This window comes from Gordonia sp. CPCC 205333, from assembly GCF_048537885.1.
GTDB lineage: Bacteria > Actinomycetota > Actinomycetes > Mycobacteriales > Mycobacteriaceae > Gordonia.
On sequence record NZ_JBCLVI010000005.1, the window covers coordinates 436,637 to 460,740 of the forward strand.

24 protein-coding genes are annotated in these 24,104 nt (G+C 63.6%); 10 read left to right on the forward strand and 14 right to left on the reverse strand.

From position 1 onward, the window contains the following. Positions 1–4 precede the first annotated feature (4 nt). Positions 5–301, reverse strand: coding sequence for a hypothetical protein (locus tag AAFP29_RS19910; protein WP_419219426.1), 297 nt, complete (start codon positions 299–301; stop codon positions 5–7). Between AAFP29_RS19910 and ilvD the strand changes: the two genes are divergently transcribed. After that, a complete protein-coding gene (gene ilvD / locus AAFP29_RS19915; RefSeq protein WP_419219133.1) occupies positions 186–2,030 on the forward strand; it encodes a dihydroxy-acid dehydratase in 1,845 nt (614 codons plus the stop codon). The two genes, AAFP29_RS19910 and ilvD, sit on opposite strands and share 116 nt — an antisense overlap. A 72-nt stretch (positions 2,031–2,102) precedes the next feature. Here ilvD and AAFP29_RS19920 read toward each other — a convergent pair whose 3' ends face one another. Continuing rightward, on the reverse strand, positions 2,103–3,155 hold the full coding sequence (locus AAFP29_RS19920; protein WP_419219134.1) for a DoxX family protein: 1,053 nt from the start codon (positions 3,153–3,155) through the stop codon (positions 2,103–2,105). A gap of 169 nt (positions 3,156–3,324) precedes the next feature. On the opposite strand from AAFP29_RS19920, the gene AAFP29_RS19925 reads away from it, so the two are divergent. After that, positions 3,325–4,461: a PQQ-dependent sugar dehydrogenase gene (locus AAFP29_RS19925; protein WP_419219135.1), complete on the forward strand. Its 1,137-nt coding sequence runs from the start codon at positions 3,325–3,327 to the stop codon at positions 4,459–4,461. A 28-nt stretch (positions 4,462–4,489) separates the two neighbouring features. Here the strand turns inward: AAFP29_RS19925 and gatB are convergent, their stop codons facing one another. Beyond that, entirely contained in the window at positions 4,490–5,998 is a 1,509-nt protein-coding gene (gatB, locus tag AAFP29_RS19930) for an Asp-tRNA(Asn)/Glu-tRNA(Gln) amidotransferase subunit GatB (protein ID WP_419219136.1), read from the reverse strand. A gap of 170 nt (positions 5,999–6,168) precedes the next feature. On the opposite strand from gatB, the gene AAFP29_RS19935 reads away from it, so the two are divergent. Next, positions 6,169–6,504: a PspC domain-containing protein gene (locus AAFP29_RS19935; protein ID WP_419219137.1), complete on the forward strand. Its 336-nt coding sequence runs from the start codon at positions 6,169–6,171 to the stop codon at positions 6,502–6,504. Between the two features lie 104 nt (positions 6,505–6,608). On the opposite strand, the gene AAFP29_RS19940 is transcribed toward AAFP29_RS19935, so the two are convergent. The 3 genes from AAFP29_RS19940 to AAFP29_RS19950 all read right to left on the reverse strand — a co-directional run bounded on the left by AAFP29_RS19940 (position 6,609) and on the right by AAFP29_RS19950 (position 9,860). Next, positions 6,609–7,643, reverse strand: a complete 1,035-nt coding sequence (locus tag AAFP29_RS19940; RefSeq protein WP_419219138.1) for an ATP-dependent 6-phosphofructokinase — start codon at positions 7,641–7,643, stop codon at positions 6,609–6,611. 150 nt (positions 7,644–7,793) lie between these two features. After that, positions 7,794–8,438, reverse strand: coding sequence for a response regulator (locus tag AAFP29_RS19945; protein WP_419219139.1), 645 nt, complete (start codon positions 8,436–8,438; stop codon positions 7,794–7,796). Positions 8,439–8,447: 9 nt separating this feature from the next. Beyond that, a complete protein-coding gene (locus tag AAFP29_RS19950) occupies positions 8,448–9,860 on the reverse strand; it encodes a sensor histidine kinase (protein WP_419219140.1) in 1,413 nt (470 codons plus the stop codon). 166 nt (positions 9,861–10,026) lie between these two features. Here AAFP29_RS19950 and AAFP29_RS19955 point away from each other — a divergent pair, with 166 nt between their 5' ends. Together AAFP29_RS19955 and AAFP29_RS19960 are read left to right on the forward strand one after the other, a co-directional pair. Continuing rightward, positions 10,027–10,635 (forward strand): hypothetical protein, encoded by a 609-nt coding sequence (locus AAFP29_RS19955; protein WP_419219141.1) that lies wholly within the window; start codon positions 10,027–10,029, stop codon positions 10,633–10,635. Next, positions 10,632–11,798: an alpha/beta-hydrolase family protein gene (locus AAFP29_RS19960; protein ID WP_419219142.1), complete on the forward strand. Its 1,167-nt coding sequence runs from the start codon at positions 10,632–10,634 to the stop codon at positions 11,796–11,798. The genes AAFP29_RS19955 and AAFP29_RS19960 overlap by 4 nt, the downstream gene beginning before the upstream one ends. Positions 11,799–11,819: 21 nt before the next feature. Here the strand turns inward: AAFP29_RS19960 and gatA are convergent, their stop codons facing one another. Continuing rightward, positions 11,820–13,304: an Asp-tRNA(Asn)/Glu-tRNA(Gln) amidotransferase subunit GatA gene (gene gatA / locus AAFP29_RS19965; protein WP_419219143.1), complete on the reverse strand. Its 1,485-nt coding sequence runs from the start codon at positions 13,302–13,304 to the stop codon at positions 11,820–11,822. Then, a complete protein-coding gene (gene gatC / locus AAFP29_RS19970) occupies positions 13,304–13,624 on the reverse strand; it encodes an Asp-tRNA(Asn)/Glu-tRNA(Gln) amidotransferase subunit GatC (RefSeq protein WP_007320115.1) in 321 nt (106 codons plus the stop codon). Before gatC ends, gatA begins: the two co-directional genes overlap by 1 nt. A 183-nt stretch (positions 13,625–13,807) precedes the next feature. Here gatC and AAFP29_RS19975 point away from each other — a divergent pair, with 183 nt between their 5' ends. Beyond that, positions 13,808–14,479 (forward strand): amino acid-binding protein, encoded by a 672-nt coding sequence (locus tag AAFP29_RS19975; RefSeq protein ID WP_419219419.1) that lies wholly within the window; start codon positions 13,808–13,810, stop codon positions 14,477–14,479. Positions 14,480–14,482: 3 nt separating this feature from the next. Here AAFP29_RS19975 and AAFP29_RS19980 read toward each other — a convergent pair whose 3' ends face one another. Further along, positions 14,483–14,806, reverse strand: coding sequence for a nuclear transport factor 2 family protein (locus AAFP29_RS19980; protein WP_419219144.1), 324 nt, complete (start codon positions 14,804–14,806; stop codon positions 14,483–14,485). 46 nt (positions 14,807–14,852) lie between these two features. Then, on the reverse strand, positions 14,853–15,602 hold the full coding sequence (locus tag AAFP29_RS19985) for an SDR family oxidoreductase (protein WP_419219420.1): 750 nt from the start codon (positions 15,600–15,602) through the stop codon (positions 14,853–14,855). Between the two features lie 86 nt (positions 15,603–15,688). Here AAFP29_RS19985 and AAFP29_RS19990 point away from each other — a divergent pair, with 86 nt between their 5' ends. Further along, on the forward strand, positions 15,689–16,603 hold the full coding sequence (locus AAFP29_RS19990; RefSeq protein ID WP_419219145.1) for a LysR family transcriptional regulator: 915 nt from the start codon (positions 15,689–15,691) through the stop codon (positions 16,601–16,603). Here the strand turns inward: AAFP29_RS19990 and ligA are convergent. After that, positions 16,572–18,620: an NAD-dependent DNA ligase LigA gene (gene ligA / locus AAFP29_RS19995; protein WP_419219146.1), complete on the reverse strand. Its 2,049-nt coding sequence runs from the start codon at positions 18,618–18,620 to the stop codon at positions 16,572–16,574. The two genes, AAFP29_RS19990 and ligA, sit on opposite strands and share 32 nt — an antisense overlap. 103 nt (positions 18,621–18,723) lie before the next feature. Between ligA and AAFP29_RS20000 the strand changes: the two genes are divergently transcribed. Further along, the gene (locus AAFP29_RS20000; protein ID WP_419219147.1) at positions 18,724–19,116 is read left to right on the forward strand and encodes an MmcQ/YjbR family DNA-binding protein; all 393 of its coding nucleotides are present in this window, start codon (positions 18,724–18,726) and stop codon (positions 19,114–19,116) included. 92 nt (positions 19,117–19,208) lie between these two features. Here AAFP29_RS20000 and AAFP29_RS20005 read toward each other — a convergent pair whose 3' ends face one another. From AAFP29_RS20005 to AAFP29_RS20015, 3 genes are read right to left on the reverse strand one after another with little or no spacing between them, the layout of a single operon-like run. Then, on the reverse strand, positions 19,209–20,237 hold the full coding sequence (locus AAFP29_RS20005; RefSeq protein WP_419219148.1) for a vitamin-B12 independent methionine synthase: 1,029 nt from the start codon (positions 20,235–20,237) through the stop codon (positions 19,209–19,211). Next, a complete protein-coding gene (gene mnmA, locus AAFP29_RS20010) occupies positions 20,234–21,352 on the reverse strand; it encodes a tRNA 2-thiouridine(34) synthase MnmA (protein ID WP_419219149.1) in 1,119 nt (372 codons plus the stop codon). Before mnmA ends, AAFP29_RS20005 begins: the two co-directional genes overlap by 4 nt. Then, on the reverse strand, positions 21,349–22,599 hold the full coding sequence (locus AAFP29_RS20015) for a cysteine desulfurase family protein (protein ID WP_419219150.1): 1,251 nt from the start codon (positions 22,597–22,599) through the stop codon (positions 21,349–21,351). Before AAFP29_RS20015 ends, mnmA begins: the two co-directional genes overlap by 4 nt. A gap of 109 nt (positions 22,600–22,708) precedes the next feature. Between AAFP29_RS20015 and AAFP29_RS20020 the strand changes: the two genes are divergently transcribed. Next, entirely contained in the window at positions 22,709–23,506 is a 798-nt protein-coding gene (locus tag AAFP29_RS20020; protein WP_419219151.1) for a DUF3137 domain-containing protein, read from the forward strand. After that, positions 23,503–24,096 carry a LemA family protein gene (locus AAFP29_RS20025; protein ID WP_419219152.1) on the forward strand — a complete coding sequence of 198 codons (594 nt, stop codon included), beginning with the start codon at positions 23,503–23,505 and terminating at the stop codon, positions 24,094–24,096. Before AAFP29_RS20020 ends, AAFP29_RS20025 begins: the two co-directional genes overlap by 4 nt. Positions 24,097–24,104 lie beyond the last annotated feature (8 nt).

Here is a 24,104-nt window from a genome sequence, read left to right on the forward strand (position 1 = left end):
GTATCTAGGTGACCAGCACGAAACCCGCGGAGTAGCCTGGCACTATCCCGCTCGGGTCATCGATGCCAGCGGACAGCCCCGGTGGAATTTTCCATCCCGCCGCCGCGTTGACCCCGATCACCCGTGCGGGAACCCGGTAGACCCGCACAGCTCGCGGGTAACGAATATCTATGACGAGGAATCCAATGCCTACCTTGAGGTCACGGACCACCACCGTTGGACGTGAAGCAGCCGGTGCACGCGCGTTGTGGCGCGCCACCGGCATGACCGACGACGATTTCGGCAAGCCGATCGTCGCCATCGCGAACTCCTACACCCAGTTCGTCCCTGGTCACGTACACCTCAAGGATGTTGGCGAGATTGTCGCCGGTGCCGTGCGCGCCGCCGGCGGTGTGCCGCGCGAGTTTCACACCATCGCAGTCGATGACGGCATCGCGATGGGGCACGGTGGCATGCTCTACTCGCTGCCCAGCCGCGAGATCATCGCCGACTCCGTCGAGTACATGGTCAACGCTCACACCGCCGACGCTCTGGTGTGTATCTCCAACTGCGACAAGATCACTCCGGGCATGCTCAATGCCGCGATGCGGCTGAATGTCCCGACGGTGTTCGTCTCGGGCGGGCCGATGGAAGCCGGCAAGGCGGTTGTCGTCGACGGGGTCGCACAGGCTCCCACCGACCTGATCACCGCGATCTCGGCATCGGCGAATGACGCCATTGACGAAGCCGGTCTGAGCGAGGTCGAGCAGGCGGCTTGTCCGACCTGCGGATCGTGTTCGGGTATGTTCACCGCGAATTCGATGAACTGCCTCACCGAGGCGCTCGGCCTTGCACTGCCTGGAAACGGTTCGACGCTGGCGACGCACGAGGCGCGGCACGCATTGTTCGAGCGGGCAGGGACCGTCGTGGTCGAAGCCGCCAAGCGGTGGTACCGCGATGACGATGCCTCAGTGCTGCCGCGAAGTGTGGCTTCCCCCACCGCATTTCGAAATGCGATGGCACTTGACGTCGCGATGGGCGGGTCAACCAACACGGTGCTGCACGTCCTCGCCGCGGCACAGGAAGGCGAAGTCGCCGACTTCGACCTATCGGTGATCGACAACATCAGCCGCAACGTGCCGTGCCTCTCCAAGGTGTCCCCGAACTCCGACTACCACATGGAGGACGTGCATCGGGCGGGCGGAATCCCGGCCATTCTCGGTGAGCTGCGTCGCGCCGGATTGATCGACGACACGGCAACCACCGTCCACAGCGGGACCATGGCGCAAGCCCTCGACGACTGGGATATCCGCGGCGGCAAGGCAATTGACGCGGCGACCGAGTTGTTCCACGCCGCTCCCGGCGGCGTCCGCACGACGACGCCGTTCTCGACGGCCAATCGGTGGAGTTCCCTCGACGTCGACGCCGCGGAAGGCTGTATCCGCGACTTCGAGCATGCGTACACCGTCGAAGGCGGGTTGTGCGTGCTGCGCGGCAACCTGGCCGAAGACGGCGCGGTGCTCAAGACGGCCGGGATCAGCGAGGACCTGTGGCATTTCCAGGGGCCGGCGCGCGTCGTCGAGTCGCAGGAAGAAGCCGTTCAGGTGATCCTGTCGAAAACCATCCAGGCCGGCGAGGTTCTCGTGGTCCGCTATGAGGGCCCGTCGGGCGGACCGGGTATGCAGGAGATGCTGCACCCCACCGCCTTCATGAAAGGCACCGGCATGGGTAAGAAGTGCGGCCTGATCACCGACGGTCGGTTCTCCGGCGGATCGTCGGGCCTATCGGTCGGCCACATCTCCCCCGAGGCCGCTGCCGGCGGCGTCATCGGCCTGATCGAGGACGGCGACGAGATCCTTATCGACGTCAAGACTCGCGCGCTCAAGGTCCTTGTCGACGACGACGTGCTCGCCGAGCGCCGCGCGAAGATGGAAGCGTCCGAGCGGCCGTGGCAGCCGAGGGACCGCGACCGTAAGGTCACCACCGCGCTGCGCGCATACGCCAAGCTGGCGACATCGGCGGATAAGGGCGCGGTTCGCAGCGTCGACTAGCCCAACGCACTGCAAAACACTCATCCCCAGCAGCCTTTTGGCGCTGGGGATGAGTGTTTTCGCGGGGCCGGACTATTTCACCGGGTTGACGCCGTTGAATACGATCCACGCGGTAATCGCTCCGGCGATACCGATCACCAGGAACGCCAGTGATCCCCACATCGGCCGCTTTGACCAGCCCCAGCGGGAATCGAGGGCAATCCGACCGGGACCGGTGAGAATCAGGGCGGCGGCGCAGATGACCAGCAGAAGTTCGTATTCGACGCCGTCGGCCATCGCGAAGAATGAGAAGCTGCCGTGCAGCGTCACCCGATAGGTCGCTGCAATGATCATCGTGCCCAGCAGACCGGACGCGGCCAGCGGCGTAAGTAGCCCCAGTACGAGCAGGGCACCCGCGCCGGTTTCAACGATGGGGCCGACTATCGAAAGCGTATGTGCGGCCTGCGGCGCGAACCCGATCGCCGGGTTGTCGGCGTTGAGCAGGAAGTCTTCAAAGCCGTTCAAACCCGGGCCGCTCCACCAGCCAAGCAACTTCTGTACGCCATGTGCCATGGCGATGAGTCCTACCGCGACCCGAAGTAGGAGGAGCCCGGCGTCGAGGGTGCCCCGGCGGGTTTCGACGTGATCATTGCCAACCTCGTCATTGACCCCCTCGCTCGCCGTATTCGTCGCCGGCGCGGCAGTGAATGCAACTGTGTCGGGATCGGTGTCGACGTCGCCGACGGTGACCGGCTGGGTGAGCGCGTCGTCGAATTCTTCGTCCTCCTCCAGTGGCCTGGTCAGCGGCAACGGAGGCTCGCCGCCCAATTCGGTGATCGGGGTCGGCGTGCGTGGATGCGCTCGTTTGGTCACTCGGGTAGTGGGTTCGCGCGCGGCCACATCGTCATCCGCGGCGTCAAGGCTGTCGGCGTCGTCGATCGTCTTCTCGGCACCCGCCGGGCGCCGGTCCAGTTTGCTCTTACTCGGAACAACTAACGGTGTTGTCGCCAACTCAGTTGGATCGATATCGTCGAGATCCTCGACGCGGCGCATACCCGGCGGAACGCTGAACTCCGACGTCGGCTCGTCATATGGACTCGATGCCACATCCGGGTCCGAGTCCGTGCGTTCGTTTCGCTTGCTCACGTAGATCAACTCTATGAGGTAGTTGACGAAAAAGCCGGTAGCCACTCACCCGCACCGGATCACAATTCGATGCCACTTGCACCGAGATCGTCGAGTAACCGATCGGCGAGGATCTACCGCATGGGCTCCTTGAACAGTGTCTCGACGCCGATCCCCTACTGTGGTGTCCATGAAACGCAGTCGTTCGCGCGGTTATCGGATCGCGCTGTTCTCAGTGGTGGTGGCCGCATTGTTGGTTGCCACCGGCTGCACAGACTTTTCCGAGCAGGACAAACAGTCGCGGGCCGGGACTTTCAGCTCCGAGCCGAAACTCGTGCCTGCGCCCGCGAGCACCCCGCCGCCTCAGGTCGAAACCGAATCGCCGCCGCCGCCCGGCCCATGCGTCGACCCTGATCCCAACGTCATCACCACCTGTTTGGCGTCCACCGGCGATCTCGCTCCAGGCGATATTCAGGGCAATTCCACCGTCGTAGCCGAGCGGACCACCGGAAAAATCATCACGGCCAAGCGATACAGCGAACACAAAGTGGTGGCGAGTTTCGACGTCGACGGTTCCGGTGACGGCGGTTTGATCGCCTTCGCAAAATCTCCGACCTACGGACAGGACCAACTGATCTACGCGTTGATCACGACGCCGTCTGACAATCGTGTCGTTCGAGTGGCGCCGGGCGATGTCGCCAAACCGATTCTCGTCGGTATCCCTAAGGGGCCAACCGGAAATATGGGCGCGATGTTCTTCAACTCGCCGAACGAATTGATCGTCGCGACGGGTAACACGGGCAACGCCGCCGCCGCACGCGACCCGGGGTCGCTCGCGGGCAAACTCTTGTCGATCACCTCGTTGACGTCGGGCTCGAACGCTCGGCCCAAAGTTCTCGCATCGGGGCTGGGATCGAATGTCTCACTCTGTCCCAGTGCCACCACGTCGAATCTGTACCTCGCCGATCAAACCGCAACCGAAGATCGGCTGTCGGCGGTTAGCAAGTCAGGTCTCAAGCCGTTGTGGACGTGGCCGGACAAGCCGCAGATCGCCGGTTGCGCCACCGCCAACAACGCGATCTTCGTCACCACCACCCGCACGAAACACATCGAAGCACTCAAGGAGCCGTCGGCGGCGAACCCGTCGGTGCAGAAGCCAACGGTGATATTGAGGAATCAGTACGGCGCGCTGGGACGAATCACCAGCCTGCCCAACGGACTCCTGCAATTCGCGACGGTCAACAAGCAGTACGGCAAAGCGGTCAGCACCGACGATCGCGTCGTGAAGTTCATGGCACCGGCAACACCGCCCGACAGCCGCGACTAGCTAGCCGCGCACGTACTCCTGCCGCGAGCTAGGAGCCGACGCTGGCCAGCACGAGTTCTTTCACTCGCGCCGGATCAGCTTGTCCCCGAGTCGCTTTCATGACGTCGCCGACGATCTTGCCGGCCGCGGCGACCTTGCCGGACCGGATCTTGTCGGCGATGTCGGGGTTGGCGGCCAGCGCCTCATCGACAGCCTTCTGTAGTGCCGAATCGTCGCGTACCACTTCGAGTCCACGCTCGGCTACGACCTGCTCGGGCTCACCCTCACCGTCGAGCACCCCGACGACGACTTGCTGGGCCAGCTTGTTGGTGAGCTTGCCATCTGCGACCAGCTCGATCACCTTGGCGACCTGCGCCGGGGTGATGGGCAAGTCGGCCAACTCGGTTTCCCGCGTATTCGCCTGCTGCGCAAGGAAAGACACCCACCAACTGCGGGCGGCCTCGGCGGGTGCCCCCGCCTCGGTGGTTTCGATGATGAGATCGATGGCGCCGACGTTGACGAGGTCGCGCATCACTTCATCGGAGACACCCCAGTCCGCCTGGATGCGGGCGCGGCGCACCCACGGCAACTCCGGCAGGGTTTTCGACAATTCGTCAACCCATGCTGAATCCGGTTGCACCGGAGGCAGATCCGGCTCAGGGAAATATCGATAGTCTTCGGCGGTCTCTTTGCGCCGGCCGGCCGATGTCGTGCCGTCAGCCTCGGCGAAATGCCGAGTCTCCTGAATCACTTCGCCGCCGTCGCGCAGCACAACGGCCTGACGGCGCATCTCGTACCGCACCGCAACCTCGACACTCTTGAGGGAGTTGACGTTCTTGGTCTCGGTGCGGGTGCCGAATTCCGTTGCGCCCTTTGGCATCAGCGACACGTTGGCATCGCAGCGCAACGATCCCTGATCCATCCGGACGTCGGAGACGTCGAGTGCTTTGAGCAGATCGCGCAGCGCGGTCACATACGCGCGGGCCACCTCGGGTGCACGTTCGCCGGTTCCTTCGATCGGGCGGGTGACGATCTCGACGAGCGGTACTCCAGCGCGGTTGTAGTCCAGGAGCGAATGGCTCGCGCCGTGAATGCGACCGGTGCCACCGATGTGCAGCGACTTTCCGGTGTCTTCCTCCATATGCGCGCGCTCGATTTCGACCCGCCACGGCGTGCCGTCGGGCAACACGACATCGAGGTAACCGTCATAGGCGATGGGGTCGTCGTATTGACTGATCTGGTAGTTCTTCGGTTGATCAGGGTAGAAGTAGTTCTTCCGCGCGAACAGCGACGACGGCCGGATCGAGCAGTTCAGTGCCAATCCGATGCGGATGGCGGACTCGATCGCCTTGGCGTTGACGACCGGCAGCGAACCGGGCAAGCCGATACAGACGGGGCACACCTGGGTATTGGGTTCGGCGCCGAATGTCGTGGGGCAGCCGCAGAACATCTTCGTCGTCGTACCCAGTTCGACGTGTACCTCCATACCGAGCACCGGGTCGTAAGACGCGATGACGTCGTCGTAGTCGAGCAGTGAATCGGTGGTCGCCGCAGTCATGCTGATCAGTTTATGCGGCGCTGGCGCGGGGACGGGCATCACCCTTACCGTCAGCCCGGCGCGAGCTGGCCGAATCTCAGGCACGGTTGGGTGACTTCACCGATGCGTCAAGCCGCGTATTGGCAATACCGTGGGATTCAAACAGCGAACAATCGAACGAGGAGCACACCATGACCGCTGACGCCTTCCCCACCGGCTCGCAGGGCCCGGCATCGACCTCTCCGTCGATCGTCGATGCCCCGCGCAAGCTGTACCGCTCGCGCAATGACAACTGGCTCGGCGGCGTATGCGCCGGACTTGCGAAGTACTTCGGTTGGGACGCAACGCTTGTCCGCATCGCCTTCGTGGTCTCGATCCTGCTGCCCGGACCTCAGCTCCTCGTCTACCTGGCGTTGTGGATCATCATTCCGCAGGAACCGGTGACACCGATCGCGACGATTGGGGCCGGTGACACCTCTTCCGTCGACTTCGGCAAGGAAACTCCGACTACATTCCCGCCGGCCTGACGTCGGCCACCCCAGATCCGCCGACGAAGCCGGGCGTGGACGTCGCCCGCGTTTCGTCGGCGGATCGTTTTGGTGACCCGGATGTCGAGAACCCGGCAGAACAACTAGCCGAACAACTGTCGATAGTCGGCATAACTCTCGGCCGGCACCGTTTTCAGATCCGCGAGGGCTTCGGCGAAGTCGACCCGTGCGATATTCGTTCCGTGTAAGGCGACCATCTGGCCCCAGCCACCGTCGGCAACGAGATCAGTAACAGCCATCCCGAGTCGAGTGGCCAGCACCCGATCGAAAGCCGACGGCGCACCACCGCGCTGAATGTGCCCCAAAACCGTTGAGCGCGTTTCGATTCCGGTATGTTCCTCGATCAGCGGAGCCAGCACCTCGCCGATACCGCCGAGCCGCGGTCGGTTGAACCCGTCGAGCCCCTTGGTGGAGTGGGCCTCGTCCATATCCGGGAATTTGAAGCCTTCGGCCACCACGACCATCGGCGCGCGGCCACGATGGACCACGCTGCGGACCCATTCGGAGATCTGGTCGATGGTCTCGGGCTGCTCGGGGATCAAGATCGCGTGCGCACCGCCGGCGATGCCGGAGAACAGGGCGATCCAGCCGGCATGCCGGCCCATTACCTCAAGCACCATGCAACGCCTATGCGAATTACCGGTAGTGCGCAGACGGTCGATAGCCTCGGTAGCAATTTCGACGGCGGTGGAGAATCCGAAGGTGTAGTCGGTGGCGGCAAGATCATTGTCGATCGTCTTGGGCACGCCGACGATATTCACGCCGTCTTCGAACAGTCGTTTCGAAGCACTCGCGGTACCTTCGCCGCCGATGGCGATGATGCCGTCGATACCCAACTGCTTCATCCGCTTCTTGATATTCTCTGCCCCGCCGTCGGGCTCGCGGTATGGCCCGACGCGACTGGTCCTGATGATGGTGCCGCCCTGACTCGATAGGCCGCGCACCGAGCGACGGTCGAGCGCAATGGCGTTGCCTTCGATGAGCCCCTTCCACCCGTCCAGAAATCCGACGAACTCCTGCCCGTACACGGTCTCACCTTTGAGTACCGCACCGCGGATAACCGCGTTTAGCCCCGGGCAGTCGCCGCCGGAGGTAAGGATGCCGAGCCGCTTGGCCATGTGTCACCTTTCGAGTCGCGAGGATTCAACAGACACCGCCTCAAATGTAGTGTGCGCACGACGACGCCGCGCGCTGTCTGGTGCGGTGCCCAGTGATCGGACAAGCGAGCGGCGCCCCGGAATTTGGCGCTCTGCCAGCACCCCGATCGCCTACTTGAGCCCATTCTCATAGGCGAAGACCACGGCTTGTGCGCGGTCACGCAGACTCAGCTTCCCCAACACGCTCGACACATGAGTCTTCACCGTCTGCTCCGATACGAATAGTTCGCCCGCGATCTCTCCGTTCGACTTTCCGTCTGCCACCAGATCGAGCACCTCTCGCTCGCGAGGCGTCAGAGTGTCGGCGGCGCGACTGCGTGCCGGCCGACGTCGAGTGGCGGTCAGTTCCGCTATCAGACGCTTAGTGATCGACGGCGCCAACAACGCATCCCCGCCTGCGACGACCCGCACGGCGCGGGTCAATTCCTCGGCGGGGGCGTCTTTGAGCATGAAGCCCGACGCTCCGATCCGCAGGGCCTCGTATACGTAGTCATCGATATCGAAGGTAGTCAGCATCAACACCTTCGTCGGCGACCCACTCGCGATGATCTGTTCGGCGGCCCACAGACCGTCCTTGCGGGGCATGCGTACGTCCATCAGCACGACATCCGGTTTCAGCCGCCCTACCACTTCCACTGCCGCGACGCCGTCGTCGGCATCACCGAGTACCGAGATATCCGGGCTAGCGGCGAGCAGTGCGGAGAAGCCGGCGCGCACCATCGCCTGGTCGTCTGCGACGACTACCGTTATCGACACCGCAGCAGTCTATCCCGCAGCAGTACCGTCGGCGTGGACAGTATCGTCCTCCGGGATCGCTAGTTCTGGTGAAACTTGTTCACTGTCAACAGGTTTGGATAGATCTACCCGTTCACCGGCCTCTGCTGCCGAGTGTTCGGACGCTGCTTTTTCCTCTTGTGCGGCAACCGACTCCCGCACTGCCGACGGGCGATTCGGAATCACCGCGTGTACGGCGAACCCGCCGTCGGCCGTCGGTCCGGTATTCAACTGTCCGCCAACGCTCTTCGCACGCTCTTCCATTCCGAGCAGCCCAACTCCGCTACCACCGGCATCGAGTGATTCGGCGATACGGACCGAGTTCACCACGGTCAATACCGTCGAATCCGTCGCCCCGACCAATGCGACGATCACATGCGCTCCCGGCGCGTGCCGAGTCGCATTCGCCAGCGACTCCTGCACGATCCGGTAGATCACCAACGCGGACGACTCACCGATTTGTGCGTGATCGGTTGTGTCAGTGAAAGTGACCGCGACACCAGCACCACGGGTTGCCGAGATGAGCGAATCAATCTCTGCCATACCGGGATTCGGCGCGGCGAGCGCGCCGTTGTCCAACCGCAGCACGCCGAGCAACTGACGGACTTCGTCCAGCGACTCACGCGCCGCGACGGCGATCGCCTCGAATTCGGCGATCGTCAACGGCCCCAATGTCTCCGCGAGTCGGTATTGCGCGGTTTGCGCCATCACCACAACGGTCGACATCCGGTGTGCCACAACATCGTGCAGATCCCGGGCAATTCGGGCCCGCTCACGAAGTACTGCCTGCTGTGATTGCGCCAACTCAGTTTCTTCAGTACGTTCGGCGAGCAGCCGCCGGGACTGGAACAGGTACCGCAGCAATGCGGAAACGACCGCGATGAACCCGATCGCAAAGATCCAACCGCCACGTTGATCAGCGGGCGCGGCAAACCACAGCAAGACCATCGTGCATGCTGCCACCAGCGGAATCTGCCTGATCGGACCGCGCAGACAAGTCATCGCGGTAAGCACCAGCAAGGCGATGATATGCGTGACCTGGATCGACCACGGCCAGCCGTTGGCTGTCGGTACGAACAGTGTCATCACCACGGCCGTGACAACCGAGACCCCCCACCCGATTGTGGGACTCGCCCAGGCGAGGGCCACCGGAAGAACCGCACAACCTGAGAGCACCGGAAGTAGGTAGGCGAACACATCGTGGGTCACCGGCAGCGTCGGCCAGGCGACGGACCACATGATAAGCGCCACAGCCAGGAAGAACACGTTGGTCGATCGCGACAGATACGCATGAATAGCCGGATCCTGCAACGCGGGAATATCCGACACACTGTGCGCCGCCGCGCGACTGAGCCGAACGATTCGTCGTCGGCCGTGCCGGAGCAACCCAGATTTTTCACCCATGTCTGCAACCGTAGGCGTCGAGGTATCCCGTGTCGTCATACTTGCGAGCGAGATTCTTCTCCCCCGCAGGGCCGACTCGCCGCCACCGCATCGCACCATCAAGGCAAGCCCAGTCAGCACTGTAGTCCAATGCCGCCCAGTGCCCAGCGCTCATAGCGTCTGTGTCATGACGTCAACACGACTCCGAAAGTTATTGCAGCAAGCCATTTTTACGATGGCATTGCTCTCAGTCGCGGCACTCGCGCTGGTCTCCCCGGGCACTGCTCATTCCTCGGTGCCGCCGCATGTCGAGGACGCCGCGGCGGCGGCCACGGTCGCCGCACTGACCGGTTCCGACCCATCGAGCGCTCTGGGTCATCTGCCACCTTCCTTCGCGACGACGATGGGGTATCAACCGGTCATCGAGCAGGTGGCCGACGGACGGTTTCCGGCCAACCCCTCTGGCTCATGCTCATCCCCGGTGCCATTGCCCGGCCGATTCGAGCCGCTGTGCCGCACCCACGACCTGGGCTACGACCTGTTGCGCTATGCGGATCGATCCGGAAAGCCGCTCGGCGCCTGGGCCCGAACCGCACTCGATTCCATGCTGATCGATCGGATGTCTGCGAGTTGTACCGATCCGACGTGCACGGCGTCGGCGCATTTCGCGCAGGTCGCGCTGGGTCTGAATACGTGGCGTCAACACGACGGTGCGCCCGCAACCGGCGAGACGACGATAGACATCGTCGTCGGTCTTGGTCAGCGCGGCGTCGAATCTCTTCTGGGGCAACGGTGAAAACCCCGGCAGTCAGCACGTCGCTCGGCGCGCTGATCGGTGCGGCCATCGGCTTCTATCCGGGCCAATTGCCGCGCGGCGGCCTGCTTGCCGGTGTCGTCGTCGCGGCGTGCGTCGGACTGGGCACCTTTGTCGGGCTGCTGATCGCGCGCACCATCGACGGGGGTTCGGCCAGGGCTCGACGGTGGACGCTTGTCATCGCCGCTGGAGTGTTCGGTGTGATTGTCGGCGGCGCCGCGTGGTGGCAGGCGTCGCTGCGAGATGCGTTGGGGGTCGCGAGCACCGGTCCAGTGTGGGCCGTTCTGGCCGGACTGCCCGCAGTCGTGACTTTCGGGGTGATCGCGCTGTGGCCGAGACTCGTCGCATGGACACTCGCGCTGGTCGGCACAATCGTCGTCGGCTACCTGTCACCCGGCCTCGCGGGCGCGACGCCGCAGGCCGCGAGCGGAACCACGGGCGCCGAAGTAGCATTCTTCGGCGCACTGGACTCCGGTCGACCAATTGAGCAGCGCGCGCACGATGTCGTCTCGCGGTGGGTTGTCGAGGGCGGCCTGACCCGACGTGCCGTGGTCGTCGCGGTACCCACCGGGTCCGGCTGGATCGACACTGCCGCAGTGGACGGGTTCCGCATTCGCCTCGGCAACGATGTACCCGTACTCGGATTGCAGTATGCCGACGTGCCGTCCTGGCGGGCGTTCATATCCGATCGCGACGCCGCGGGCCGGGCGGCGATCGCCCTCGTCGCCGAAGTGGACTCAGCGATGCGCGACGTCGAGCCTGACAACCGCCCGAAGTTGGTGCTGTACGGCCAGAGCCTGGGCGCACTCGGCGCCGACGTCGCGCGGGTGTGGGCGGCCGAACACGGCATCGACGTCGCCCAGACCATCGAGATCGGGGTGCCCGGTGATTCGATTCCCCGTCGCGCAGCCGGTCGCACAGTACTCGCGAATGCCTCCGACCCGGTCGCCCAGTGGTCGCCAAACCTGCTGTGGCGACCGGCGCGGATGACCGACGACACCGCTATCATCGGACGGCACAGCCATCGGACACCCTGGCTACCGATCGTCAGCTTTCTCCAGACATCGGTAGACCTGCTTGGCGCACTTGATGTTCCCGCCGGCACCGGACATCGCTACGGACTGGAACAAGGGACCACCAGCTGAGCTCAACCGACGTGACGACGTTTAACCGATCGGTCCGCGCGCCGCCTCATACGCCGCGCCCACTCGATACAGCCGATCGTCGGCCAGAGCGGGCGCCATGATCTGCAGCCCGACCGGCAGCCCGTCGTCGGACAGCCCAGACGGCACCGACATCGCCGCGACACCCGCCAGGTTCACCGGTAGGGTGCACAGGTCAAAGAGGTACATGGCCAGTGGATCGTCGACCTTCTCGCCCAGTTTGAAGGCGGTGGTCGGCGTCGTCGGCGACACCAGTACATCGACCTGCTCGTAGGCTGTGGCGAAGTCGCGAGCGATGAGCGTGCGGACCTTTTGCGCCTGACCATAGTAGGCGTCGTAATATCCAGACGACAGCGCGTACGTTCCGATCATGATGCGCCGCTTGACTTCTGGACCGAATCCCGCCTCGCGAGTCAACGCCATGACTTCGTCGGCACTATGTGAACCATCGTCGCCCACCCGCAGCCCGTAGCGCATCGCGTCGAAACGTGCGAGATTGCTCGACACCTCGGACGGCAGAATCAGATAGTAGGCACCCAATGCGTATGAGAAGTGCGGACACGAGACCTCGACCACTTCGGCGCCGCGCTCGGTCAACGTCGCGACGGCAGCGTTGAATGAGTCAAGTACACCGGACTGGTAACCCTCGCCCTGGAGTTCTTTGACGACGCCGACCTTCACACCGGAAAGGTCCTGGGAGGCACCGGCTTTCGCCGCAGCGACGACGTCCGGCACGGCGACATTGACCGACGTCGAGTCGCGCGGGTCGTGCCCGGCGATGACCTCGTGCAGCAATGCGGTGTCGAGCACCGTGCGCCCGCACGGCCCGCCCTGGTCCAGCGAGGACGCGCATGCGACCAGTCCATATCGAGAGACCGTGCCGTAGGTCGGCTTCACGCCGACAGTCGCGGTGACCGCGGCGGGCTGACGGATGGAACCGCCGGTGTCGGTCCCGATAGCGAGAGGCGCCTGATACGACGCCAATGCGGCGGCGCTACCACCGCCAGAACCACCCGGGATCCGGTCGGTATCCCAGGGGTTGCGGGTTACCTGATAGGCCGAGTTCTCCGTCGATGAGCCCATCGCGAATTCGTCCATATTGGTCTTGCCGAGGATCGGCAGTCCGGCCGCACGCAACCGCTCGGTTACCGCGGCGTCGTATGGGGGCACCCAGCCTTCGAGGATCTTCGATCCACATGTGGTCGGCGCATCGGTGGTGGTGAACACATCTTTGAGTGCGATTGGCACACCGGCCAACGCGGATGTCGGCTCACCGGCCGCGATGGCGTCGTCGGCGGCCTTCGCGGCGACGAGCGCCTGCGCCCCGGTGACGTGCAGGAAGGCCCCGAGGGAATCATCGATCTCGGTGATCCGGTCCAAATGTGCCTGCGTGACCTCGACCGACGAGAGCTCGCGGGCGGCGATCTTGCCGGCCAGCTCGGCCGCGGTCAGACCGGTGATCTCAGTTGTGCTGCGTGGGTCTGCCACTATTCCTCCCCGAGGATCTGCGGAACGGCGAATCGATCTTGTTCGACGGCGGGCGCACCGGACAGTGCCTGCTCCGGAGTCAGCGACGGCGCGACGACATCGGGGCGCAACACATTGGCCAGCGGCACTGGATGGGCGGTCGGCGGAACGTCGTCGGCGGCCACCTCCGCTACCTGGGCCACATGCGCGAGGATCGAATCGAGCTGTGTCGCATAATGATCGAGTTCGTCGTCGCTCAGCGCCAAACGCGACAACTTGGCTAGGTGGGCCACCTCGTCACGCGAAATGGTCGGCTTCGCGCCTTGAGAATCTGCGGACATCGTAGAGATCGTCCCCTTCACGTTGATGCAAGTCCTTGCCCATCAGCCTATCGGCGTCGCGGGCCAGCATCGTCACAGCCCTGCCGAACGCACCACACCGCGCCTGCCAGCCACCGGGCAATGACCGCACTTCACCCGCTGTCGCTGCCCTCGGATGAGCGCCGGGCCGCGTGCGGTGAGAGAATGCCCCACGTGGCTTTTCTCCTGCGCGTGTACCTCGAAGACCGTCCCGGTAGCCTCGGCATGCTCGCGGTCGCACTCGGTTCGGTCGGCGCGGATATCGCATCGCTGGAGGTCGTCGAACGCGGTGAGGGGTACGCCGTCGATGACATCGTGGTTGATCTGTCGCCCGGCTCATTGCCCGACGCGTTGATCACCGCGGCGGAGAAGGTCACCGGTGTGCGCGTCGATTCCATCCGCCCCTACGACGGCATCCTCGATACCCACCGCGAGTTGGAGTTGGTCGATCACGTGGCAACCGCGGCGTCGACCAGGCGGCTGCAGGTCCTCGTCGATGAAGCACCACGCGTGCTGCGCGTGTCGTGGGCCACTGTGCTCACCACGGGCCCGACCGGCGCGGTCCAGCTCTTCGGGAGTTCCGGCGCTCCCGAAACGCAGCTCTCCCAGGCAGATTGGCTCCCACTGCGACGACCTGTGCAGCTAGACTCCGACGCCGAATGGGTCCCCGGGCCGTGGCAAGACATGGATACCCGAATGGCCGCCGCCCCACTGGGCGACGGCCGTAAGGCCTTGCTGCTCGGCCGTATGGGCGGACCTGACTTCCGGCCGTCGGAGATCGCGCGTCTTGGCTATCTCACCGGAATCGTGTCAACCGTCCTGTCGAGCAAAAGCTAGGTCCTACTCCCGGATCTCCATCCGCGACACCTTGTCGCCGTCAACGGTGAAGGTGAATGTCGACGGCCCGTTGAAGCCGTCGCCACCGACCGTGGCGATCACGGTGACGCCTCCTGAGATCGGCTCGGCTGACGTGACCGCGAGAGTCATATTCTTGCCGATGTACTCATTGTCGCTCCAGCCCTTGATCGCGTCGCGACCGGCGAACACCCGGCCCCAGTCATCCACTGCGCCGTCGGGAGTGAAGGAGTCAAGAAAGCGGTCGAGGTCGCCCGCGTTGGTGGCGTCGAGCAATGCTGCGACTGGAGCCGGAATCGGTGTGGTCACGATAGAACCTTTCGTTGGCGGTTCGAAGAGTTGACGGTTCGGCTAATCAGCGAGTCGTGTAACCACCGTTGGCAAACAGGGTTTGCCCGGTGATCCACTGCCCCTCGGTGACCAGGAAGGTCACGATTGGCGCGATGTCGGTAATCAGCGTCAGTCTGCCACCCATCGCCTGCGACTTGTGGAACTCGACGCGTTCGGGTGTCTCCTGGCCGTAGAAGAATGGTGTATCCATCGGTCCCGGCGCGACGTTGTTTACCGAGATGCCCCGCGCCGCAAACTCTTTCGATGCCGCGCGGGTGAAGTGTTCCACCGGGCTCTTCGCACCGGCATAAGTGGAGTAGCCGTCGGTGAACGCGGCCAGCAGCGACGTCACGATGGTGACCACGGCGCCATTGTCATTGAGTCGACGTCCTGATTCGGCCAGGAAGAAGTAGGCAGCCTTGGCGTTGATGTCGAACATCGAGTCGTATTCGTCCTCGGTGGTCTCGACGATCGGCTTACGCAGCACCTTGCCAACGGTGTTTATCGCGATATCGACCGCACCGAAGGCATCAATCGCCGCGTCGAATAGCGCGGCGACATTGGCTGGCTTCGTCAGATCAGCTTGGAAGACAATCGCTTTGGCACCTGCCGCTTCGACGGCGGCGGCGGTTTCGCGCGCGCCATCTGCTGAGCCATCACTGTTGTAGTGGATGACGACGTCGGCTCCGAGGTCGGCAAGTTGCGTACTGATCAGACCGCCGAGGTTCTTCGCGCCTGCGGCAACGAGTGCGGTCTTTCCGGCAAGTGGTTTCACTGTGTTAGTCACAACATCGACGATAGATTCAGTTTAATCAAACAACCATCGATATGATTTGGACATTTATCAACTACTGTTTGTATATGTCGTCACCGAGACTCGATCTCCGCAAACTTGAGCAGTTCGTCGCCGCCGCGTCGGCGCCGTCACTCGCGGTCGCCGCGGAGCAGAACTTCATCACGCAGCAGGCCCTCTCGGTGGGCATCCGCAGCCTCGAGCGCGAGTTCGGCGTCGAGCTATTCGACCGCTCGCGGCGCAAGTTGGAACTGACCTCTGCCGGACGGGAACTCTACGAGCGCGCCTTGCCTCTCCTGTCCGGAGCCGACCAGATGGTCACCGCTGTCCGACGAGTCGCCGACGCTCGGACTGAGGAATTCACCATCGGTCACTCACCGGCTCTGTCCAGTAACGAGGTGTACCGGCTCGTCGAGCCAGTGATTCGACGACTGCCCGACCTGTCGGTCACCCTCCGCCAGCTATATCCCTCGCGGTTGGAGCCGATGCTCCTCGACGGTGATGTGGATCTGGTCCTGCGCCGCGGGGTTGCAACGCCGGACAGCCTGGCGTCGGCGATCATCACCTATCAACCGCTGCGGCTGGCGGTGAACGCCGCCCATGAGTGGGCAGGCCGGGAAGTAGTGGATATTGCCGAACTCGCCGACCGTCCGATCGTCGTATGGGCACCGGAACGCCATTCTTTCTACACCGACTATCTGGTATCCCATTGCCGCCGTGCAGGTTTCGATCCCACACTGACGGTCAGCCGGGTCCAGGGCGCACCACCGACGAGCGCGGTCATCTATCACCCGGACGCGTGTGCGTTTGTGACCGACGAGGCCGGCTGGGCGATGTCGGGCGAGGTCGCGGTGATTGACTTCGTCGCACCGCCGCTCGTACCAGTACAGGGATTGTGGTTGCCGCACACTGTTTCCAGCGCACGCAACATCCTGTTGAGCACGCAGCCCGTTACGGAGCTCCAGTCTCCAGCAGACGCTTGAACGCATCCTCGTCGATCACGGGAACGCCCAACGACTCAGCCTTTTCCGCCTTACTTCCCGGCGAGTCGCCGACCACCACATAGTCGGTCTTCTTCGACACCGACCCCGACGCCTTACCGCCGCGCACCAGAATCGCCTCCTTGGCGCCATCACGCGAGAAGTCGACAAGCGACCCGGTGACGACGATTGACTTACCCTCCAGTGTTCGCTCGATTGACTGGTCGCGTTCGTCGACCATGGAAACACCTGCCGCACGCCACTTCTCGACTATCTCGCGATGCCAGTCGACGGCGAACCAATCGATCACACTCTTGGCCAATGTCGGACCGACGCCATCGGTCGAAGCCAACCGCTCCTCATCGGCCGACTCGATAGCCTCCAACGAGCCGAATTCAGTTGCCAGGGCCCGGGCTGCGGTTGGCCCGACATGCCTGATCGAAAGACCGACGAGGACTCGCCAGAGGGGAACCTTCTTCGCGCCATCGAGATTTGCCAGGAGTCGATTACCGTTTGCCGAGAGCGCGCCGGCCTTCGTCGTGAATAGTTCAGTCTTGGCAAGGTCGTCGGCGGTCAGCGAGAATAGGTCGCCTTCGTTGGTGATGACACCGCCCGAGAGCAGTGCGGTCGCGGCCTCGTAGCCCAGGGCCTCGATATCGAACGAGCCTCGCCCGGCGAGGTGGAATAGTCGTTCCCGCAGCTGAGCGGGACAGGCCTCCTGGTTGGGGCAGCGGATATCGGCGTCGCTATCCTTCTCGGGCCGCAGTTCGGCCCCGCATTCCGGGCAGTGGGTCGGCATCACGAAGGGGTATGCCGAATCATCGCGCAGTTCGACAACGGGCCCCAATACCTCGGGAATCACGTCGCCCGCCTTGCGGATGGTAACCGTATCGCCGATCCACACGCCCTTGCGCTCAACTTCGGAAGCGTTATGCAGCGTCGCGCGGGAAACCGTCGAACCGGCAACCAGCACCGGCTCCATGAAAGCGAACGGCGTGACGCGACCGGTCCGTCCGACGCCGACCTTGATGTCGAGCAATTTGGTGGTCGCTTCCTCGGGCGGGTATTTGTAGGCGATCGCCCATCGGGGTGCGCGCGACGTAGAACCGAGACGACGTTGAACGGTGACGTCGTCGACTTTGACGACGAGCCCGTCAATCTCATGTTCGACGTCGTGACGATGCTCGCCCCAGTAGGCGACTTTCGCCAAGATCTCTTCGGCGCCAACTGCTTTGGACGTGTGAGTGGATACCGGAAGGCCCCACTGTCCCAATGCCAGATAGGCGTCGTGCAGCGACGCGGGTCGCCATCCTTCGGTATGCCCGATACCGTGACAGATCATGCCGAGACGGCGTTTGGCGGTGATCTGCGGATTCTTCTGGCGCAGGGATCCGGCGGCCGAATTGCGCGGATTGGCGAATGGAGCTTTTCCATCTGCGACCAATGAGGCATTGAGCGCCTCGAAATCCTCCAACCGGAAGAACACCTCGCCGCGCACTTCGAGAACTGCCGGGACCGGGTAGGTCTTGCTGGGAGTGAGTCGATGCGGAATGTCGTCGATGGTCCGCGCATTGAGCGTCACATCTTCGCCGGTTCGACCGTCGCCGCGGGTGGCGCCGCGAACCAGGACGCCGTCCTCATAGACGAGATTAAGTGCGACGCCGTCGATCTTCAGTTCACAGAGGAATTCGATCGACGATCCCGCTGACTCCTGCGTTCTGGTGACCCACGCCCGCATCTCGTCCTCGTCGAATACGTTGTCGAGTGACATCATCCGTTCGAGGTGGTCGACCGAGGTGAACGCGGTCGAGAATCCGCCGCCAACGAGTTTGGTGGGCGAATCAGCGCTCGCCAGACCGGGATTGGCGTCTTCGAGCGCCTGGAGCTGACGCAGCAGCTTGTCGAACTCGCCGTCGGTGATGACCGGCGCGTCCTTGACGTAATAACGAAACTGATGGTCGCGGACCTCATCGGCCAGCTTGGACCACTCTTCACGCGCCTGCGCACTCACCTCTGCCACGCCGCAAAGCCTAACGCAGTCCTAGGACATCCAAGGTCGGGTCACCGTAGTCGACGTCTCGACATCCAGCGTGAACGGCGAGCGGACGCATTAGGCTCATCCCATGCCGCACCCGATCATGTTTGACGACGACGATCCCGTTCTGGCAGCGGTTCGGACCGTCGCGCTTGCCTTTCCCGACGCCACCGAAGTGGTCGCGCACGGTCGCCCGACTTTCCGCTGCGGCAAGATGTTCGGCAACTACGGCGGCGGCGAGAAAGGTACCAAAGTCCGGCACGATCAATCGATCCTGTTCATCGCCGACCCCGCCGAACGTGAAGCGCTACTGGCCGATTCGCGATTCTATCTACCGGCGTATGTCGGCGCGTACGGTTGGATCGGATTAATCCTGGACGACGACACCGACTGGACCGAGGTCGGCGAATTACTCGACGCCAGCTACCGGCAGATCGCACCGAAGCGGGCGATCGCACAGTTGGATGCGCAAGGACAGTGACGCTGGCGCGGCTGAACTCTGCGTGCACACCACCACCGAGGTGACATGTCCCTCACCAGGCCTGACCGCGCAGCCTCCAACCGGAGCCCGCCTCAGAGCGCCTGCGGATCCTCGCCGCACAACTGCCCGACCTTTGCCGCGACACTCAGCGCCCGCGCTGCCCACTGCTCGTCCGCGCCGGCCAGACCACACGTCGGCGACACCGCGATCCGCTCCGCCAACACGGTGCGCGGCAACCCGATGCGGTCGATGAAATCCGCCAGACGCGCACTGACCTGATCCGCGCTGATCCCCCGCTCCGAACGGGTCGTCGGGATAATCCCCGCAACGACGCGGCCGCCGCGATCGACGAAACTTCCGAATCGATCGAACTGCGTATCGTCGAGCAGGGAAATATCCAGCGAGACAGCAAAATTCGAGAGCAGATCGATGAGATCCCACCGGGGTGCGGCGCAACTGTGCATCACGATCGGTCGCCCGATTCGAGTTGCCATTGCTTCGAGCAACTGGGCCGCCCCGTCGGCGCTCACCTCGGGCATGACGTCAAGTCGGGTCAGCGGCCTGATCCGACCGTCCAGCACGGCTCCGACCATCGGCTCATCAAGTTGCACAACAGCATCGCAGCCGAGGCGGCGCTCGACGTCGGCGACCAGGCCGGCCAGCCCTTCTGCCATCGACTCGGCGACATCACGCACGGCGCCGCGGTCGTGAAGCACCTTATGCCCGGACGCAAGTTCGACATTCGCTGCGAAAGTATATGGACCACAAAGAGTTACCGTGAAAGTCCGGCCGTCACCGCGCAGACCGGAGCGTTCGAAGACCTCTTCGGCGGCATCGAGATCGGCGTCGAGATATCCGCGGGCACGACTCACGAGTCGTCCCGGACGTCCGGCGATTCGATAGGTGGTCCGTTCCCCCGGTGACACCCGCGCGGTATCGAGCGCAATATCCACCAGAACCGCCGCGGTTCGTCCGATCAAGTCGGCTCCGACGCCGCGTGCGGGCAGCTCGGCGAGGAATCCCCAATCAAGTTCACCGGCAACGAGTTTCGCAACTGCACGGGGGTCCGTACCGGGCATCGAGCCCAGTCCCGTGCCAATACCGGACGGGATGGTGCTCACTGGGCGAGGGCTACCTGCGGTGTACTGACGGTTGATGCGATCCGCCCGGAGCCGAGAACCAGGTCACCGGCCTCACGGTCGAGCGAATACAGCACCGCCGCTTGGCCTTTGGCAACGCCAGTCAGCGGCTCATGCAGCGTGATCTCGATACCGGGCTCGTCACCTACGGAAATCGGAGCGGCGGACGCCGAGGCGAGCCCACCGTGTGCGCGCACCTGCACAACACATTCGAAGGGTCCCGTCGGAATCTGCCCCGACGTCCAAATCGCATGCGTGGCAACGATTGACGATACCTGGAGGTGTTCCGCCGAGCCGACGGTCACAACGCCCGATTCGGCATCGATTCCGGTGACATACCGGGGCTTACCATCGCCGGCCGGCACTTCGATGCCAAGTCCCTTGCGCTGCCCGATCGTGAAACCGTGCACGCCTTCGTGATCGGCGAGCTTGGCACCGCTATCGGCGTCGACGACGGCGCCCGGCCGGATACCGATCTTGGCGCCCAAAAATGCGCGGGTATCACCAGTCGGAATGAAGCAGATGTCATGCGAATCGGGCTTATTTGCCACCGACAAACCACGTTCGGCTGCCTCCGCGCGAATGTCGCCTTTGGGGGAATCACCGACCGGGAACATCGCACGCGACAACTGCTCGGCAGTCAGCACCGCGAGCACATAGGACTGATCCTTGTCGTCGTCTACGGCGCGACGCAGCTCACCGTCGGCCAGTCGTGCGTAGTGACCGGTCGCCAACGCGTCGAATCCCAGCGCCATCGCCTTCTCGGCTAATGCCGAGAACTTGATCTTCTCGTTGCAGGACAGGCACGGGTTAGGCGTCTCTCCGGCGGCATAGGCCGCGACGAAATCGTCGATCACGTCTTCTTTGAAGCGGTCGGCGAAATCCCAGACGTAGAACGGGATACCCAACACGTCAGCCGCGCGTCGCGCGTCATCGGCGTCCTCCCGCGAACAACATCCGCGTGAACCGGTGCGCAAGGCCCCCGGCGCGGTCGACAACGCGAGGTGAACACCGACAACCTCGTGTCCGGCGTCGACGGCCCGCGCGGCGGCGACCGCGGAGTCAACACCGCCGCTCATCGCTGCGAGAACTCTCATGTGCGGCTACCTCCCTGGGCTACGAGCGCCGACGCGGGGGCTACCGCGGCGCGTTTTCCTGAACTGACCAGCCCCGCAGCGCGAGCGCGGTCGATGATTGGACCGAGAACGTCAGCGACCACGGCGATGTCATCGGCTGTCGTCGTCGGCGCGAGGCTAAACCGCAGCGATCCGCGTGCGATATCCATCGACAATCCCATCGCCAGCAGCACGTGACTGGCCTGTGCAACCCCGGCGGTACACGCCGAGCCGGTCGAACACTCGACACCGCGGGCGTCGAGCAGCATGAGCAGCGAGTCGCCTTCGCACCGGTCGAAGGACACGTGCACGATTCCGGGAAGCCGCCGAGCGTCGGACGGCCCATTGCGGCGCGTGCCGGGATAGGCCAGCACGATTTCGGTGAGTCGATCGGCCAGTGCCGACGTCGACGCCGCGGCTTCGGTCAGATGCTCGATGCTATGCCGCAGCGCCGCTGCCATCCCGACTGCTCCCGCGACGTTCTGAGTACCCGAGCGCAGATCGCGCTCGTGCCCACCACCGTGGGTGAGCGGTACACACGCGACATCACGGCCGATCAGCAGCACCCCGACGCCCTGCGGCCCGCCGAACTTGTGCGCGGCGACACTCATCGCCGAGAGACCGCTCGCGGCGAAGTCGACGGGTAGGTGGCCGACGGCCTGCACGGCGTCGGAATGCACCGGTACGCCAAACTCCGCTCCGATGGTCGCCAATTCGGCGATCGGTTCGACGGTGCCGACCTCATTGTTGGCCCACATAACTGAAACCAGCGCGGTGTGCTCGGCGTGCTCGGCCAACTCTCGGCGCAGATCCTCCGGGTTGACGAACCCTTCGCTGTCTACTGGCAGCAGAACCAACTCGGCGTCGTGTGCGGCCACCAGCCACTCGGCGGCGTCGAGTATCGCGTGATGTTCGATCGCCGAAATGACGATACGGCGACGTCGCGGATCAGCTCGGTGGCGGGCCCAGAAAATGCCCTTGACCGCGAGATTGTCGGCCTCGGTTCCGCCCGAGGTGAACAACACCTCCGACGGGCGGGCGCCGAGCGCCGCAGCGATCGTCTCGCGCGATTCTTCGAGAAGGCGGCGGGCCCGTCTACCCGCCCCGTGTAGCGACGAGGCGTTACCCGCCTGACTCAGGACAGGCAGCATCGCCTCGATGGCGGCGGGCAACATGGCCTGCGACGCAGCATTGTCGAGGTAGACGGTGGCGCGGCTGGATGGAGACATGGTCGTGTCAAGGATAAACGCGCATGGGTGCCTAACAAATTCCTGTGGTCGATAGCCGACTGCCGTTCACCCGAATGACGGTGGTCGACGCTGCGGCTACAGTACGTCCGTGCCAGTTCCGACCTTCGACGATCCTGCGCCTTATCGGTCGCATATCCCCCGGCCGTCGGTGCTCAATTGGCTGACTCTGGTCACCTTCGTGGTTCTCGTGGTGGTGCAGGTCCTTTACTGGCCGCTGCTGGGCTTCTTGCTGCCAAGTATCACCGTCGCGGTCGCTACCCCGTTCCTCGCCTTCGTGCCGGCCGGGGTGATAGTTCGCCTTCTGCGCAAGAAGGAATTGTCGAGGTGGTCGAGCGCTCACGGATTCGCTGTCCGCGATAAGCCGGGGTGGGCAATCCCCGCACTGCCGATCGCGCCATTCACGATCGCCAGGGCACGACGCAAGAAGGTCCGCACCGGAATGATCGGGCAGGTCGGCGCATTTCCCGCGTGGTACATCTTTTACACCTGGGTGAACAACAATTGGCTCCAGGTCTCGACTCACTACCGGAACGTTTTCGCTTTGAAATTGCCGAAAGCGTTGCCTCCGTTGACCATTGGTCCGACGATCAGCACCGAAGCTGGCTCCACTGTCGCTTTTGAATCAATCGACTTCAACACGTACTGGTCGGTGACCTGCCCTGACCCGACCTTCGCGAAGGCAGCGATCACCCCGGTGACAATGGACCGATTGCTTGCGCTCGACCTACCCCTAACCGCCACCACCCGGATCGCGATCGTCGGCAATGAACTTGTCGCAATCAGCATCAGCGGCACGCGCGGTACCGATATCACTCGGATGTATTCTGCGTTACGCATTGTTGCCGAGGGCATTTCACCTTACGTCTGGCAGGAGTACGGCCAATGATCTGGATTTACGTAGCGATTGCCGTCGTCGTGCTGATTACGGTAGGAACCTGGCCGATCCGGGCACGCAATCGCCTGGTGTCGATGCAAACGACCGTCGCGGAATCATGGCGCAACGTCGACATCGAACTGGCGCGTCGCTGGGATCTGATCCCGCAACTCGTCGCCGTTGCCAAGGCTTACGCGGCACACGAGGCACAGACACTGGCCAATCTGGTGGCACTGCGTACCGGAGCCGGGGTATCCGCCGATCCGGCACATGCGTTGGCCGAACTGAGCGACCATGTGATTGCCGACGAGACTCGTCAGGAAAATGAATTGTCCACCGCGGTAGCGCAATTGCGTACGGTCGCCGAGGCGTATCCGCAGTTGCGGTCCTCCGACCACTACAGCGCGGTCATCACAAATCTTCGGGATACCGAGGACCGTATCGCCGCGGCTCGGCGCCTCTACAACGGGAATGTGTCGCGCTACAACGCCGCGCTGCACTCCTTTCCGGCATCGACGATCGCCAGGCGGGCCGCAATGACGCGCGCGGAGTTCTTCGAAATCGCAGATGCTCACAAAGGACTGCCCCGCCTGGAGCTGTAATCACTGGA

Coding starts and splice junctions, on each gene's coding strand:
- ilvD (WP_419219133.1), top strand. CDS start 186: ATGCCTACCTTGAGGTCACGGACCACCACCGTTGGACGTGAAGCAGCC.
- AAFP29_RS19910 (WP_419219426.1), bottom strand. CDS start 301: ATGGCGACGATCGGCTTGCCGAAATCGTCGTCGGTCATGCCGGTGGCG.
- AAFP29_RS19925 (WP_419219135.1), top strand. CDS start 3,325: ATGAAACGCAGTCGTTCGCGCGGTTATCGGATCGCGCTGTTCTCAGTG.
- gatB (WP_419219136.1), bottom strand. CDS start 5,998: ATGACTGCGGCGACCACCGATTCACTGCTCGACTACGACGACGTCATC.
- AAFP29_RS19935 (WP_419219137.1), top strand. CDS start 6,169: ATGACCGCTGACGCCTTCCCCACCGGCTCGCAGGGCCCGGCATCGACC.
- AAFP29_RS19940 (WP_419219138.1), bottom strand. CDS start 7,643: ATGGCCAAGCGGCTCGGCATCCTTACCTCCGGCGGCGACTGCCCGGGG.
- AAFP29_RS19950 (WP_419219140.1), bottom strand. CDS start 9,860: ATGGGTGAAAAATCTGGGTTGCTCCGGCACGGCCGACGACGAATCGTT.
- AAFP29_RS19955 (WP_419219141.1), top strand. CDS start 10,027: ATGACGTCAACACGACTCCGAAAGTTATTGCAGCAAGCCATTTTTACG.
- gatC (WP_007320115.1), bottom strand. CDS start 13,624: ATGTCCGCAGATTCTCAAGGCGCGAAGCCGACCATTTCGCGTGACGAG.
- AAFP29_RS19975 (WP_419219419.1), top strand. CDS start 13,808: ATGCCCCACGTGGCTTTTCTCCTGCGCGTGTACCTCGAAGACCGTCCC.
- AAFP29_RS19990 (WP_419219145.1), top strand. CDS start 15,689: ATGTCGTCACCGAGACTCGATCTCCGCAAACTTGAGCAGTTCGTCGCC.
- AAFP29_RS20000 (WP_419219147.1), top strand. CDS start 18,724: ATGCCGCACCCGATCATGTTTGACGACGACGATCCCGTTCTGGCAGCG.
- mnmA (WP_419219149.1), bottom strand. CDS start 21,352: ATGAGAGTTCTCGCAGCGATGAGCGGCGGTGTTGACTCCGCGGTCGCC.
- AAFP29_RS20015 (WP_419219150.1), bottom strand. CDS start 22,599: ATGTCTCCATCCAGCCGCGCCACCGTCTACCTCGACAATGCTGCGTCG.
- AAFP29_RS20025 (WP_419219152.1), top strand. CDS start 23,503: ATGATCTGGATTTACGTAGCGATTGCCGTCGTCGTGCTGATTACGGTA.